Genomic DNA, 14,185 nt, shown 5'->3' with positions numbered 1-14,185 from the left:
GCTCGGAGACAGCGATGAAACGGGTCGCCGAGGGCAAACCCGCAATCGAGTGTCCGTCGAAACGCCGGGGTAGCGGGGCATGCAGATGACACACCAGAGGGATTCGTTTGGCTCGAGCCAGAACGGAGCCATACAAGATGTGACGGTACCGATGCAGGTACACAACATCGCTGCGAAGGCGGAGTCCGGCAGCGACGGTTGTAGCGAAGCCGAGCGAAGTCGAGAACGGGGCTCGCGGCTGAATTCGATAGCTGCCGACTCGACGGACAGATCGGCACCACCGTTCGTAGTCGGTCAAGAACTCACCCGGCTCGGTGTAGAGCAGGTCCAGCACATGTCCACGATCAGCCAAGCCGGCTCCGAACTCCAGCCCGCATATGGCGCCGCCCCCAGTCGGCGCGGGGCGGTCCTCAGTGAGGAGAAGCCGCATCGCACCCCTTGCAGTCAGCTGCGCGCAAGTAGCATACCGGCCGTGCCAGTCTCCTTGAGTGTGATCGTGACTTCCCCCACTTGGGGGGACCTCGAGGGTTGCACGGCGGCATTGGCGAAGCAACTGGGGCCGCGCGACGAGTTGATCGTAGTCGTGGGCGAGATACCGACGGCGCCGGCCGGCGAGGCCGGACGGCAGGACATGCGGGTAGTCGAAACCGCGGGCTGGCGTGGCCGAGCGGCCAGCCTCAACCTTGGCGCGCGCGAGGCCCGCGGAGAACGACTGGTGTTTCTGGGTCAGCCGGCCCGCCCGGCCGCCGGATGGTTGGCCGCGCTCACCGCTGCCTTCGAACGTGGCGCCGTCATCGTCGCCGGAGACGTCGGGTCTTCCGCAACTGCCGCCTCATTGTCGTCGCTGGTCGCGTCCTGGTGCGGTCCTGATCCGACCGGACGAAACGGTTTTCTACCCTGGTCCCCGAATGTCAATCTGGCCGTCTTGCGGTCGATCTTCGAGGAGCTGCGGGGCTTCGATGAACAGCTCCCGGACCAAAACGGCATGGATTGGTGTTTTCGTGCGCACCTGGCCGGCCACCGACTGACACAACTACCCGATGCCCCGGTGATCCTGTCCACCGAGGCGAGGGTGCGCGATATCGTGGCGGCAGTTGGCGCCGCCGGTCGGGCCGAGCTGGCAATGCGGGCGCGGTATCGGCGATTTGCCTTTCATGATGCCGTTGTCCGTGGCAGCCGCAGCCGGCTGCGGAGCGAACTGACGGCCCTCCCGATGAGGGTGCTGCTCCGTCCCGCCCTCCTGGCGCGACAAGGTGAGAACGCGCCCAAACCGGCTGGAGCGCTGGCCTCGGCGGTCCTTCCCAGCATGGTGTGGGTGGCCGCCGCCGCCGGTATGTTCCGGGCCTGGATCGACCTGCTCCTCGGGCTGCGATCCAGGCCCCCGCTGGTGTTGCCTCCCGACGGCGACGCACAGAGCATCGCAACGCCGCCTCCGACTAGCCCGGGCTTGGTCGTCACCGGCGCCAACCGCTGGTTATTCGCCCTGGTGCTCACCGCTCTACGACTGGCCGATGTCTCGGCCGCTCCGGTCGGTGTCGACGCCCATGCCGCGCGACACTGGGCCGAGCCGGCCCCCTGGTCACTCGCCGTCACTCGACTGGCCCGCCGGAGGGGGTGGGGTATCGAGCCTCGGTTAGCGGCTGTTCGCCTTGAGCGAGAGAGGCCCGCCACGTGGGGGGAGGCATATCTTCACCTGCTGGGTATCGAAGCATGGCTTCACGGCCGAAAGCGGTTCGCGATCGCGCTCGGGGAAGACAGCCTCGACGCGATCCTGCCCCGGCTCGGCTCGGTGCCGGTGCTAACCGTGGGGACGAAGAGCGTGGCCCACCCCGGGCCCGCTCTCCAGGTCACAGTGCAGGACATCTTCCGGCACCCCCGAACATGGCCGGAACCCATCTTCGCGCTGCTGGACGACGAATCGGTCAGCGCTCGATGAATGGAGCCATCGAGCTGCGCCCGACGCTGGATCCAGTGCTGTTCATCGGGGGCGCCGGACGCTCCGGCACCACGTTGCTTCGCAACCTACTGACGGCGCACCCCAAATTGGCGGTTCCCGGGGAGAGTTACTTCATCTACAACGTGTACAACCAGCTCCGGTCGATCGATGCTGTTGACGACCCTTGGATCGCTTGGCAGCTGATCCAAAGGAACCGCTTTTTTACCCAGTGGCGCCTCGACGTCTCCTTCGTCGAGGAACTCCTCGCGGCCAACAAACCAATCTGGTATGCCGACTTGCTCCGTTTGCTTTTCGCCGCATACGCCGCCTCGAAGGGCAAGTCACGGAGCGCGGACAAGACCCCGTTGCACGTCCAACACTTCTCTTGGCTCGCAAGCCAGTTTCCGTCAAGCAGGTTCGTGCACGTCATCCGCGACCCGCGAGCGGTGTGCATGTCCGGGGCGCTGCAGCCCTGGAAGCGCCGGGGTATCGCCGGGGAGGCTGCCGATTGGGCCCGCGCGATCCGCGCCGGGCTAACTGCGCTGGATCGCTTTGGACCCCGGGTGCTCGAGGTGCGCTACGAACGATTGGTGGCCGACCCGGAAGTGGAACTGCGTCGGGTCTGTGAACATGCCCGACTTGAATACTCCCCGACGATGCTCGACTACGGGCGGCAGCGCGACCTACTCCCCGACCGCCACCACATGTCCGCAACCGGGCCGCCCCGCCAAGACCTTCGCACCTGGCGATCGGGCCTTGAAGCTGGCGACATCGCCCTGATAGAGGCCATCGCCGGACGCGAGATGGACGCCACCGGGTACGAGCGAGTCGGAGGCATCCTCACCGTGCGACCCGCCTACGAATTGCTCAGCTTGCGCGCCGGCGACGCCGTGGATCTGTGGACGACCTTCGTGGCCCCTATCCTCGGTGGCGCCCTCAGGGGGATGGGCCGGCGGTTGGGCGGTAGCCGGGTGGCGACGCTAGGCACGACGAAGCGCCACGTGGTTCCCCGGCCCTCGAGGAAACGGATCACTGTCCCGTCGTGAGGGCAGGCCTCCGTGCGAATCAAGGCGTTCGACGCTCAGCGGCATCGCGACTTCGGGTCACCGGGCGCAACTCGGATAGGGACGAGACGCGCCTGGCTCCCCCGTCAACGCGAATGACCGTCGGCAGGGCCGGCCCCGACGGGCTGTTCTGGTTCCTTCGGTGTACCGCCGGCTCGGAGGTAGCCGAGCCGGTCAAGATGAGCGCCGAGTTCACTCTCGAGGAAGTCCACGACGGCCGGGGCAAGGTCACGGCGCCAACGGCCCACAGAATCGGCAGCGGTTTCGGTGGTCAGGTGGTGGCGGAGACTGTCCAGATTGACGTCAACGACGCCGGGGTCGAGTGGCAGCCCGAGCCAGCGGCCGACCCGATGGGTCTCCCCCGCGAGGTCCGCAATCAAATCCTCATAGCGGAGCAGGACTGCGGGCAGGCCCGGTACGGGCGCGGCCAGCTCGTCCAGCCGAAGTCGGATGGAGCGGGCGTAGGCGCGTAGGTAGTCCTCGTCGGACTGACCCTCACGCCGGCCGAAGCCGTAGTAGCCGCGCTTGGCGTCGAACGCCTGGATGGACGCCCATATGTCCCGTGGGTCGCGCACTATGTCGAGCACCCGGAACGGGATGCCGGCCTCGACCAGCACCTCGGCGTACCCGGAATACTTCTCGGCGTAGTAGCGCAACGGCCGTCCGGACGCCCGCTCGGCTGCGGCTGAGAACGCCTGCCATACCCCCCGGACCGCACCCAGATGCACATCGGCGCGATCCACTCCGAGGTTCTCGTAGTTCAGCGGCTGCCCCTGCGGATCGAAGCCAAACTCCGCGGGGTCGATCCACACGACCCGGTCCGGAGCTTCCGTCCACCACGTGGTTCGCGGTGGCAACGGCGCGCGAAGCGGGGAAAGGTAGTACAGGAGGTTGGCCAAGCAACGGTCCTCGAAGGGATACACCTTGTCGAAGAATATGTCCGGGGAACTGCCCAGAAGCTGCATGACCAGGGTGCTTCCTACTCGGCCCGATGGCATGCGAACCAAGATCGGCTCGAGCAGGCCGGACCGCACCTGGGCCGCCGGCTCGATATCCAATTCCTCGGCCAGGGTCTGCACAAGGCGGGTAACCCGCCCGCGCGCAGCCGCGCGCCACCGTGGGGGGAGCCTCGCTCCAGCGCGACTCAGCGCGCTCGGGCCGGTCATTGGCCCAGGATACGAACCGCTCGCCGCCGATCGATGCGCGGGCCCGCGGCGCGACCCGGGGCTGGCACCTATCGCCGACCGATGGTCGGCCCGTCGGTCAGTTACGGCCGCCTCCGGTTATGGCGGCGGGTACCGGGCGAGCGCATCGCCGGGGGGGCCGACGAAGTCGACGGCCCCATCTCGGAGGACGGTCACCTCGTCGGTGTTCGCGGCGATGAGGCCAAGATCGTGCGAAGCAAAGACAACGGCGGTGCCCTCGACCGCCAGCGCGGTGAGCTGATCCAGCGCCTGGTCGCGATAGCCGGCGTCCGCGGCGGACAGCACCTCGTCGACCGCCAGCACCGCCGGACGGTTCACCAAGGCGAGGGCGAGTTGCAAACGCAGGGTCATCCCCAGCGAGTAGGTGTACACCGACTGTTCGAGGACGTCCGTCGTCAGACACGTGGCGTCGACAATTTCCGCCCGTTGGCGTCGCCAGCGGGCTGCGGACATGCCGTCGACGGCGGCCCAGACGGCGAGACATTCGAGGCCGGACAGGTCTCGCTGCACGCCGAGTCCGAGATCGCAAATCCCGGCGGCCCGCCCGGAAATCCGGGCCACCCCCCGGGTCGGCCGGTACACTCCGGTGACGGTCCGCAGCAGCGTGGTCTTACCGGCGCCATTGCCCCCGATGACGCCGACGCGACATCCGGGCGAAAGGGCGAGGTTGACGCCCCGTAGTGCCCACCGGCGCGCGTCGCGGTGCCGACCCCGCCGGGGACGGTAATCGACCCAAACATCCTCGAGCCGGACCGACATGTCTTAGACGTCCTTGGGTAGCCGGTCGGACAAGCCGGCGCCGACCCGGAGCACGATCAGCGCGAAGCCAAAGCAGATGCCGATGAGTTCGATGTCGTGCGCCGGCCGAGACAGCTGACCGTAATACAGCACGTCGCGGAACTCGCCCACGATCAGGTTAACCGGGTCGACCGAACGGAACACCAGCAGACGACTGGTCAATGCCCGCTGGGTGTAGACGATCGGAACGAGAAAGAACCAGATCGTCAGCAGATTGCCGAGGACCTGCCTGAGATCACGGTTGTAGACGTCGATGAGGCCGAGTGCCGTCGACAATGCACCGACGAATACGTAAAGCGCGGTCAGCGGCAGCAGCAGCCCGGGCAGGACGGACCACACCAGCTCGCCACGAGCGGCGAGGTACACGACGAACCCGGTGACGGTCGCGACGAAGTACATGAACGTCGCCGTGACGCTCGCCATCGGGAGCAGCACGTAGGGAAACCGGGCGCGCCGGATCAGTTCCGGTTCGGTGGACAGCGAGATCACCGCCGCGCCCAGAGACTGGGCGAGGAAAGTCCACGGCAGCAGGCCGGCGAAGAGGAATACCGGGTAGTTGCGGATCGGGATGTGGAAAACGGTTCGGAAGACGAACACATACAGCGCCAGCAACACCAGGGGGGCGAGCACCGGCCAGACGATCCCGATGAACGCCCGCTTGGACCGCAGCCTGAGTTGCCGGACCACGAGAACCCACAGCAGCCGAAAGACGGCGAGCCCCGCACCCCGCGCAGGCCCCCGCCGCGGCTCTGCCAGGCCCGCGAAGAGACCGCACCCGTAGCAGACGTGCAGCACCAGCAGGAGGCCGAACGCCTCCGGCGCTGCACCGGGCCGGGCGAGGGTGCGCGAGATCCACGCAGCTTGGCCCAGCAGGGCAGCCAGGTATCCGGCGACCGGAAGCAGCAGCAGCGGCTCGAAGGCTCCCCCGACTATCGCCGCGGCGAGATAGGCAACTGCCAGACTCGGTGCCAGGTGGGCCGGACGCAGGGTGCGCGGCGAGCGGACCGCGAGCTGGCCACGTCCGCGCCCGTACTTCCACATCTGCGCCGCGAAACCCCGCCGATCGGGCCGCCGGTGGTGACCGCTGGAGAGCTGCGGGTCGTAGCGCATCCGAACCCCGCTCGCCCGCAGCCGCCCAAGCAATTCGTTCTCTTCGGCGCACACGAGATCGTCGTCGAACCGGGTCATGACCTCGCGACGGACCGCCAGGTTGCACAGAGTGAAGTAACGCTCGTCCGCCTCCGTGGCCGGGTGCGGCCCATAGCGGCGTCGGACCGGCCCGGCGCCCACCAACGAGCTGAGCACCGCGCCCTGGGTCACCTCAAACCTCGAACTGCCGAACGGGGTCACGTTCGGGCCGCCGAAGACGCCTGCCTCCGGGTGCGACCCGGCCAGCTCAGCGAGTCGAGCCAGGTAGTCCGGGGGCAATGTCGCGTCGTCGTCGAGGAAGAGCAGCAGCTCTCCCCGGGCGCGGTGCAGGACCTGGTTGCGCAGCCCCGCCGGGGTTCGGCCTGGCACGAGCGTCACGTCCCCGGTCCGGAACATCCCGTCCACGCGCTGACCCCGCGCCACAGTCGAATCCGCACAGAGGATGAGTTCCCAGGCTGGCGCCTCGCGTTGCTGGCGCAGGCTCGCGACACAGCGCGCCAGTAGGTCGTTACGCCCACCGGCTACCACGACCACGCTAACGACCGGGGGGACGCTGTGACGGCGGTCGGCGGCTGTGAGGCGCACGGGGGGGAGCTCACCGCCGGTCCGCTCGGTCACCCGGCGCCCAGTTGCGAAAGGATCCGCAAGGCAGTGGAGTTGCTCGGCTGAATCCGCAACACCGCGCGCAAGTGAGCGACAACGTCGGGCTTGTCGCCAGCGTCGTCGTAGGCCTTGGCCAGCGCCAGCTCGGCGAATGCGTATTCGTCGCGGACGACAGTGCTCGGCCAGCGGTCCCACAGCCTGGAGGTCAACTGCGCCGACCGCTCGGCGGCGGTCAGGGTGGCGGTCACCGAGGACAGTGCCGTCACGGTCGGGTGGCCCTCCGAGGTCATCACAGACAGCAGGCCCACCGGCTCGGTATTCAGCGTGCTGCCCAACAACGCCGTGGCGGCACCGTCGAGGTAGACTGGGCGGATACGCCCGACGCTCCTCGCCACCGCGCCAGAGCAAATGACCACATTGGACTGAAAGGAGGGAAGCCCCAATCCCAACCGGTGCGAGATTCCCCCCCGGTGCCGCGACAGCCTGGCCAGTATGTTGGGTTTGGCCAACTCCGCGTAGAACCGCGGCCACAGGCCGACGGCGAGTACGGCTGCCGCCCAGCCGAGGGCAACCACAAATCGGGCGATCAGCAGTGTTCCGGCAACCGCCAGAGCGGTACCGACAAGGCTGAGTGGCTTGAGGCGGAACGGCGCGGATGCGACCGACAGCGCCATGCCCACCACCTTGGGCATAGGGACGCGCGCAGGGTAGCCCGGCGCGAGCAGCTCATCCAGACTGGCGACCCCTGCGACGCTTTGCGGGGCGGCACCAAGGTCAGGTAATGACCTCAGACCAGCCGGGTGGGGGGCGGTCGCGACATTGATCGCTAACAAGGGATCTCCCGTCGCAGCCCTACCGGCGGCAAACACGTGCGGACAAATAGCAACTCCCGGCGAGATGAACTTGGCGTCGCACGCTGGCCCGGCCGGCCCGGCCGAATGGCCAATCGCCGTCCTCCCGAGGCCCCGGACCCGCGCGTCGGCCGACAGCCTACCGAAGCCGTCCCGCGGCGCGCTGCCGAGGTGACCAGGGCGGCGAACCTCTCGGGGCGACACTGTGCGCACCGAAGAGGTCCCAGGGGTCGCCGAGGTGGGTACCGGCGACGCGCTGCTGGTCGTCGTTGGGGCCGGCTCCATCCCGCAGAGTATTCGAGGTCGAGCGCCGGGGGTGGGTCATCCGCCGGACCCAGGGGCTCACCATCGCACGGCAACGCGGTCGCGGAGGGGAGATCGGCATTGGCATTCCTTAACCCTGATCCACCGATTGGAGTTAGCAAAGCGCGGCGCGGCAAGAAGATCAAATGCCCTCTGAGCTGGGACGATGTGGGTGTCTACGCCACAGAGTCCGCGAGCCGAGAAGGCACCTGATAGATGCGAGCATCTCACGATCTGACCCGAGTGTCGGCGAGCCGCGACGAGTCGAATCTGGTGCCGTCGGCGGGGCTGCTCCCAGCGGCCGCGTTGGCCCAGCGACTTGGGCTGGCCGAGCTGCTCGATGACCGGCTGCGGCTGGCCCGCGACGGCGGGAACGGCGGCGCGAAAGCGCTCACGGTGATCGGGTCGATGCTGCGGGCCGGCGCGACCGGCGAGCTGTTCGACGACACCCGGGCCCCGTCCACGGTCGGGTCGTGGCTGCGGGCGTTCCAATGGTGCAACGTGCGGCAGCTCGACGCGGTCTCCCGCGAGTTGCTGGCCCGCTGCGGAGCCGCCGGAGCCGGCTCCGCCCGATCTGGCCGTGCCGATGACGCTGGACCTGGACTCGACGATCGCGTCGGTTTCGGCTATACGAAGGTCCGCGGCTACCACCCACTGTTCGCGACCTGTGCCGAGACCGGGGACGTGGTCTTCGCCCGGCTGCGTGGCGGGTCGGCCGGCTCGGCTCGCTGCGCGAAGGGTTTCCTCACCGAGACGATCAGCCGGATCCGCCACGCTGGCGTGACCGGCCAGCTCACGGTGCGGGCCGACTCGGCGTCCTACTCCAAGGCGACCCTGGCCACCGCGGCCCGTTTTCGACGTGCGGTTCCCGGTGACCGTGCGGCAGAACCCGGCCATCCGCCGGGCGATCGGCGCGATCCCGGATGCGGCGTGGACCCCGATCCCGTACTGGCTGTCCACCCCGAAAGTCTCCGGCGCCGATGTCGCCGAGACCACCTACACCTGCTTCGCCGGCACCCGGCACACCCGCGCGCTGCGGCTGGTCGTGGGCCGGGGCCACCCGACACCGGGCAGCCAGCTCGCGCTATTCGCGACCTACGACAACCGCGCGTTCGTCACCGACCGGGTCGGCGTACTCGTCGAGGTCGCGGCCGACCATCGCCGTCACGCCGTCGTCGAACAGACCATCGCCGAGTTGAAGCGCGCCGGGCTCGCGCACCTGCCGTCGGGCCGTTCATGGCCAACGCCGCCTGGCTCGCCCTGGCCGTAATGGCGCACAACCTCGGACACGCAGTCGGCTCACTCGCCGGCCCCGAGATGGACCGGGCCACCGCCCCCACCCTGCGCCGGCGGCTGTTCACCAATGCCCGCGCGGCTGGTGCACTCTGCCCGTCGCCAGCACTGGAGAGCACCCGAGAACTGGCCATGGGCGGCATCGTTACGCTCAGCGCTTGCGGCGATCGCCGAGCTGGCCGCCCGCTGCTGAACATCGCCACCCGCCCCCACTACCCGAGGACCGGAGACGCCGGCAGACCGGCCGAACCGGCGCGCCCAATCACACCGGCAGCGCCGACACACCGTCTTCGCGGGCGTCAAACACCACCATCGCATTCAGCCAGTGAATCCGGGCTCAGCGACGACGGGGGTCGACCGACCACCGGGCCAGCTTGGCGTGAAGCGCGGGGACCCGGGGTGCGCGACAAGCTCATGACTAGCCGCACCCTCGCGGGCAGAGGGACGGCAGGCACATGCTGACGTAGGGTTCCTCGATGGCGGCCGATCAACTCCCGATTACCTCCGTGATCATCCCTGCCTACGGGATGGCGACACTGTCGGCGTGCGTCGAGCGACTGCTCGATCAGCGAGGTGCCGAGCCATTCGAAGTGATCGTGTGCGCCAGCGCCGACGCCGAGTCGGAGTTGCCGACCCTTCCGAGTCACCCGCGGCTGCGCGTGTTGCGCATCGTTCCACGGCTACGCGCCGCCGAAGCGCGCAACCGGGCCGTCGAGGTGAGCCGCGGACGGCTCCTTGCGTTCACCGACGCAGACGTTTTCGTCTCACGCGACTGGTTGGCAGAGCTAACCCAGGCTTCGCAGGGAACCGACTGCATCGCCGGGTCGGTGGTCAATGGGACGCCGAGTAGTGCCGCTGGAACGGTCGAATACCTTGTTGAGTTCCTCGACCTGCATCCGCAGCGACCGCCTCGCACGCTGTGGCACGGAGCTACATGCAACCTGCTGGTGCCCCGCACGCTGTGGGACGAGCTGGGGCCGTTCCCAGAGGACCTCGGTGGTGGCGAGGACACGTGGTTCACTGTCGCCGCTCGCACACACGGTCGGTTCCGCTTCGCCCCGACAGCTATCGTTTCTCATCAGAATCGGACAGGTTGGCTGGCGGTAGCGCGCCACCAGGCTTCATTCGGACGGTTCACCGCGCGGCTGGGGCGGCGCGGGGGGTACAAGTGGCGCCCACTCGTGCGCTACACCCCGCTGGCGCCACTTGCCGTCCTCGGCCGGATCATTTCACTCTACGCTCGGGTCGCACTCTGGGATCGGACTTCATTGGCCCGGGCCGTCAGACTGTTTCCCGGGGTCGTAGCCGTCCTCGGCTGCTGGGGCGCCGGCCTGCTAGCCGAAGGCGCCCGACTGGACTTCAGCGCCTTGCGGGCCCGATGCCGTCGGAAGCGGTGACCGGCTCGATCACCACACCCGTCGGGCCGACGCAGCGTTGGTCCAACAGCAGCCCAACAGATTCGCTAGCGCACGCCCGCACACGACATCCGCGGCCGCCGAGGCGTGAAGAGGGCGGACGGTGCTACTGAGAAGCTGGCATGGTGAGGCCTGTCATTGGTCGTGAGCTCAACCAGGTGTATGTGGGCTAGTGCAGAGTGCAGAGTGCGGACTCGGACAACGTGGTGTCAGTCGGGTAACGGTCGGGAGAGATTCAAGATGTCTGTGGGCTACCTCTGACGTATTCGGAGAGCCGGTAGGCGGCTTGCGCCCAATAGGGCGACTCGAGGGGTCACCGGCTTGGTCCCTTTCACTCTGCCCCCAGCTGAGCCAAGTCATCCCGCGCCACAGCATTGTCGGGTTGGATTCGCAGAAGTGCACGCAGATGAATGGCGGTATCGGTAACATCACCAATATCCGAGTACGCCTTCGCTAGGGCAAGCTCCGCGTAGGCATAGCTGTCACGTACGGTCGTGTTCGGCCACTGTGCCCAGCCAGCATCGTAGATATTGGCGCTTTGCTCAGCGGCGTCCACGACCTTCGACACGATGGCCAACTCCGCGCGGTTCTGCCGCGGAGCGAACGTGACAATGGAAAGAAGCCCGACGGGCTGGGTACTCAACGACGACCCCAGGAGCACCGTCGTAGGCGCGTCGAGGTAGACGGGACGGCTCGACTGGAGACTCCTAGTCAGTGCATCGGCATAGGCGATGATATTGCCCTTGTAGCCAGGTAGGCGCCGGTGAAGACGAGCGCTGAGTTCCGCACGATACCACGACTGCCCCAAAGCATCCAAATAGAGCACAAGCACGTCCTGTCGCTGATGTGCAACCACCTGGCGGTAAAGCAAGGGCGCTGATCGTTCATAGGGGACGACGATGAGAACGGCGTCGCGAGGGAGCTCGCTGAAGACCGTGGATGCGTAACGGGCTTCCAAGTCTGGCCCTTGCGCCGCATGGCTACTTTCCAAGAGACCTTGGAAGATCCCGAGGAGCGCAACTGTTGCTAGGGCGGCCGGCCCGAGATGTCCCCGGGCCTGGAACCACGCTGGGCGATACCGACGCAGCATCTCGTCCACTTGCGTGAGCGCCAAGCCGGCACCAGCCGCCAATGGCACGAGGTTGCCGAACAAGAACCCTTCCTCGATGAGGTCAATCGCCCACTTATGGTGGGATCCAGGTCCGGCGACAAGCGCCACGAGGAAGAGATTCGTCAGGAACACGACGGACAGGACCGCTGCGGGCAAGCTTCTACGTCTCAGGCCACGGGTGAGGCCAAGCGCTCCGAGGAGAAGCCCAAAGACCCCCAACTCGCGAGCAAAGACCACGAAGTAGCTGACCAAGCTCGAACCGAGGATGGGGAGTTTGCCGTGTGCTGCCGTCGCCCCTAGAGAGACGGTCGATTTACCCTGACCCGGCGTACCGCCGATACCGAGGTCCCGGAGAGTCACGAGGTGAACCAGGCGTCCAAAGTCCGTAGCGTAGCCCCAGTTTACCGGTGGGTTTGCCCCTGCTCGCACGAGGACGAAGCCATAGCACGCGACAACCGGGAGGAGGCCCGCAGAGGCGCCAACCAAGACGTGTGACACACGGATCCGCCGCCGTCCGACAAACAAGATCAGACAGATGGCGGGGCCTAGGAGCACCGTAAGCTGCCACGACGCAGATAGCCCAAGGCCGAGCAGGCCACCGGCGGCAGCTGCACGGCCGCCAGTTGGCCCCCGAACGTAGAGCATGAGCGAGATGAGAGCGGCGACCAGGAGTAGCGAAGCGAGTGCGTCATATTTGTCGAAGGTCGAGTAGAACCGAAAGCTGGGGCCAACAGCGAAGATCGCGGCCGCGATGACGCTCGCCCAGCGGGCTGCCCCTGACAACCGGGCAAGGATCGCCACCCCGCCAACCGCGATCGCGGAGCAGAGCAAGCTGAAGAGGGCCAAGCGGAACGCCAGAGTACCGGCAGGAATCACCAGTGTCGCGAGCCTGCCGAGAAGCACATACGCCGGATAGCCTGGCGCGTGCAGGATGCCCAGGCTTGCCACGCCCGCCACGCTCTCCGGGGCGTCTCCGAGTGCGGGAAATGATCTCAAGCCGGGCAGGCAGATGCCGGCAGCGGCAATGGATACAGCACCTGCGTAGAACAGATCCCGTCTGTCGAGGGATGTCCAGGTGGACTCCCAGCCCCGTGGCCTGGGGGCGGTTGCCGGAACTCGGCGAACACGGCTACGTGGTTGCGTGCTCCTACGGGCGGCAGGATGCTGCCGCGGTCTGCGGTTTCCTTTCGGCACCCTGACTCCTCGGCTGGACCTGCGTCAGCCTAGCCCGAAGTTTCGTGATCTTGGGTGGGTTGTAGCTCGCTGACCTGGACTTATGCCGGTTCGGGTCTGGGGGTGCTGACTACGCGAGGTTGAGCGGGATGGGTCGGTCGAGGAGTTCGAAGGCGCGTCGCTGGGTGGGGGTAGGTAGTGCGAGTTGCTCGACGACGGGCTGGTCGGTGACGGCGAGAAACCGGACCTGGTCGCGGGTCAGGTCGCGAGGTGGTTGAGCAGGCTGGGGAAGTCGTGGACGGGCAGGTCGTCGCTGGTGGTTTTGGTCGCGGCCTTGCGGTCCGCGGCGGCCGAGCGGCGCGCGGGTGCGACCGGGTCGGTCGGTTCGGGTCGGGTCTCGTCGGTGAACGTCAGCGGTGCCCGGGTCTGGCGTAGGTGCCAGACCAAGTAGGCGGCGAGGGTGCAGAGGAACACGTGCGCCCGGACCCGGGTCTCGGTGTAGTGCCGGATGGGGCGCAGGTCCAGGTCGATGCGCTTCAGCGACCGGAAGTCACGTTCGGCGTGACTGAGGCTCTTGTAGGTCGCCACGACCTGGCCGGCGGTCATCTGCTCAGCACCGACGCTGGTGCGGATCACGTAGATGCCGTCGAGGGCGGTCTCGGCGTCGATTGCGGCTTGGTCGCGAGCGAAGGTGAAGGTGTTGTCAGTGATGGTCAGGGTGTAGTGCTTGGCCATCTTGTACTTGCCGATGACCTGGCCGATCCGGATCCCGATCTTCCCGGCACCGACGAGCCGCTCGGCGTCGACGGCGGCGGCGATGGTGGTGAGTTCACCGTCGGTGGCGTCGAGCAGGGCGAGGCGTTTACGGGCTCGTTCGTCTGCCAGCGCGGGGTTGCGGCAGGCGATCAGCCGCTCCCCCGGGTAGTCGGGGTGGGTGATCTCGGCGAGGTTGGTCTGGTCGAACAGGGTCATCTGCAACGGCCCGTCATCCGCGGCCAGTGCGGCGATCGCGGGGGCGCGTAGGGCGGTGACCCAGCCGAACCCACCGAGTTCCCGCAACTGGGAGATGCGGGCGGTGGTGATCATTCCGCGGTCCCCGACCATCACCATGTCACGGAGCTTGAAGGTGTCTCGGATCTCGTTGGGCCTGTCAAGTTCTCTGTGTGTGACGGTGCTTGATGGATGGGGCTGAATAGCTCCTGGACGAGCACTGGCTCGTCGCAGTTGGGGCAATGGCCGCCGTCTCCCAGCCGGCGGCTGAACAGGTTGCAGTCCGGGCAGCGA

Annotated in this window: 11 protein-coding genes; 4 read left to right on the top strand and 7 right to left on the bottom strand. The window is 67.3% G+C overall.

Annotated elements, in window-relative coordinates:
• Window positions 1–472: 472 nt before the first annotated feature.
• A complete protein-coding gene (locus VNG13_12785; GenBank protein ID HVA61393.1) occupies window positions 473–1,936 on the top strand; it encodes a hypothetical protein in 1,464 nt (487 codons plus the stop codon).
• Complete coding sequence (locus VNG13_12780; GenBank protein HVA61392.1) at window positions 1,933–2,982, top strand: sulfotransferase; 1,050 nt, start codon at window positions 1,933–1,935, stop codon at window positions 2,980–2,982. The genes VNG13_12785 and VNG13_12780 overlap by 4 nt, the downstream gene beginning before the upstream one ends.
• A 104-nt stretch (window positions 2,983–3,086) precedes the next feature.
• Here the strand turns inward: VNG13_12780 and VNG13_12775 are convergent, their stop codons facing one another.
• The 5 genes from VNG13_12775 to VNG13_12755 all read right to left on the bottom strand — a co-directional run bounded on the left by VNG13_12775 (window position 3,087) and on the right by VNG13_12755 (window position 8,409).
• Window positions 3,087–4,166: a sulfotransferase gene (locus tag VNG13_12775; protein ID HVA61391.1), complete on the bottom strand. Its 1,080-nt coding sequence runs from the start codon at window positions 4,164–4,166 to the stop codon at window positions 3,087–3,089.
• Between the two features lie 117 nt (window positions 4,167–4,283).
• Window positions 4,284–4,964 (bottom strand): ATP-binding cassette domain-containing protein, encoded by a 681-nt coding sequence (locus VNG13_12770; protein HVA61390.1) that lies wholly within the window; start codon window positions 4,962–4,964, stop codon window positions 4,284–4,286.
• A gap of 3 nt (window positions 4,965–4,967) precedes the next feature.
• Window positions 4,968–6,737 carry a glycosyltransferase gene (locus VNG13_12765; GenBank protein HVA61389.1) on the bottom strand — a complete coding sequence of 590 codons (1,770 nt, stop codon included), beginning with the start codon at window positions 6,735–6,737 and terminating at the stop codon, window positions 4,968–4,970.
• Between the two features lie 29 nt (window positions 6,738–6,766).
• Window positions 6,767–7,429 carry a hypothetical protein gene (locus VNG13_12760; protein HVA61388.1) on the bottom strand — a complete coding sequence of 221 codons (663 nt, stop codon included), beginning with the start codon at window positions 7,427–7,429 and terminating at the stop codon, window positions 6,767–6,769.
• A 707-nt stretch (window positions 7,430–8,136) separates the two neighbouring features.
• A complete protein-coding gene (locus VNG13_12755) occupies window positions 8,137–8,409 on the bottom strand; it encodes a hypothetical protein (protein ID HVA61387.1) in 273 nt (90 codons plus the stop codon).
• Window positions 8,410–8,780: 371 nt separating this feature from the next.
• On the opposite strand from VNG13_12755, the gene VNG13_12750 reads away from it, so the two are divergent.
• A complete protein-coding gene (locus VNG13_12750; GenBank protein HVA61386.1) occupies window positions 8,781–9,179 on the top strand; it encodes a hypothetical protein in 399 nt (132 codons plus the stop codon).
• A 499-nt stretch (window positions 9,180–9,678) separates the two neighbouring features.
• Window positions 9,679–10,599: a glycosyltransferase gene (locus VNG13_12745; GenBank protein ID HVA61385.1), complete on the top strand. Its 921-nt coding sequence runs from the start codon at window positions 9,679–9,681 to the stop codon at window positions 10,597–10,599.
• A 349-nt stretch (window positions 10,600–10,948) separates the two neighbouring features.
• Here VNG13_12745 and VNG13_12740 read toward each other — a convergent pair whose 3' ends face one another.
• Entirely contained in the window at window positions 10,949–12,922 is a 1,974-nt protein-coding gene (locus VNG13_12740; protein ID HVA61384.1) for a DUF2723 domain-containing protein, read from the bottom strand.
• Window positions 12,923–13,159: 237 nt separating this feature from the next.
• On the bottom strand, window positions 13,160–13,987 hold the full coding sequence (locus VNG13_12735; GenBank protein HVA61383.1) for a hypothetical protein: 828 nt from the start codon (window positions 13,985–13,987) through the stop codon (window positions 13,160–13,162).
• Window positions 13,988–14,185: the final 198 nt, after the last annotated feature.

This window comes from Mycobacteriales bacterium (assembly GCA_035533475.1).
In the GTDB taxonomy this organism is placed as follows: domain Bacteria; phylum Actinomycetota; class Actinomycetes; order DATLTS01; family DATLTS01; genus DATLTS01.
Note: the sequence above shows the minus strand (reverse complement) of the source record. Positions and strands in the feature narration are given on the sequence as shown.

Coding starts and splice junctions, on each gene's coding strand:
- VNG13_12775 (HVA61391.1), bottom strand. CDS start 4,166: ATGACCGGCCCGAGCGCGCTGAGTCGCGCTGGAGCGAGGCTCCCCCCA.
- VNG13_12745 (HVA61385.1), top strand. CDS start 9,679: ATGGCGGCCGATCAACTCCCGATTACCTCCGTGATCATCCCTGCCTAC.
- VNG13_12735 (HVA61383.1), bottom strand. CDS start 13,987: ATGATCACCACCGCCCGCATCTCCCAGTTGCGGGAACTCGGTGGGTTC.
- VNG13_12760 (HVA61388.1), bottom strand. CDS start 7,429: ATGGCGCTGTCGGTCGCATCCGCGCCGTTCCGCCTCAAGCCACTCAGC.
- VNG13_12780 (HVA61392.1), top strand. CDS start 1,933: ATGAATGGAGCCATCGAGCTGCGCCCGACGCTGGATCCAGTGCTGTTC.
- VNG13_12770 (HVA61390.1), bottom strand. CDS start 4,964: ATGTCGGTCCGGCTCGAGGATGTTTGGGTCGATTACCGTCCCCGGCGG.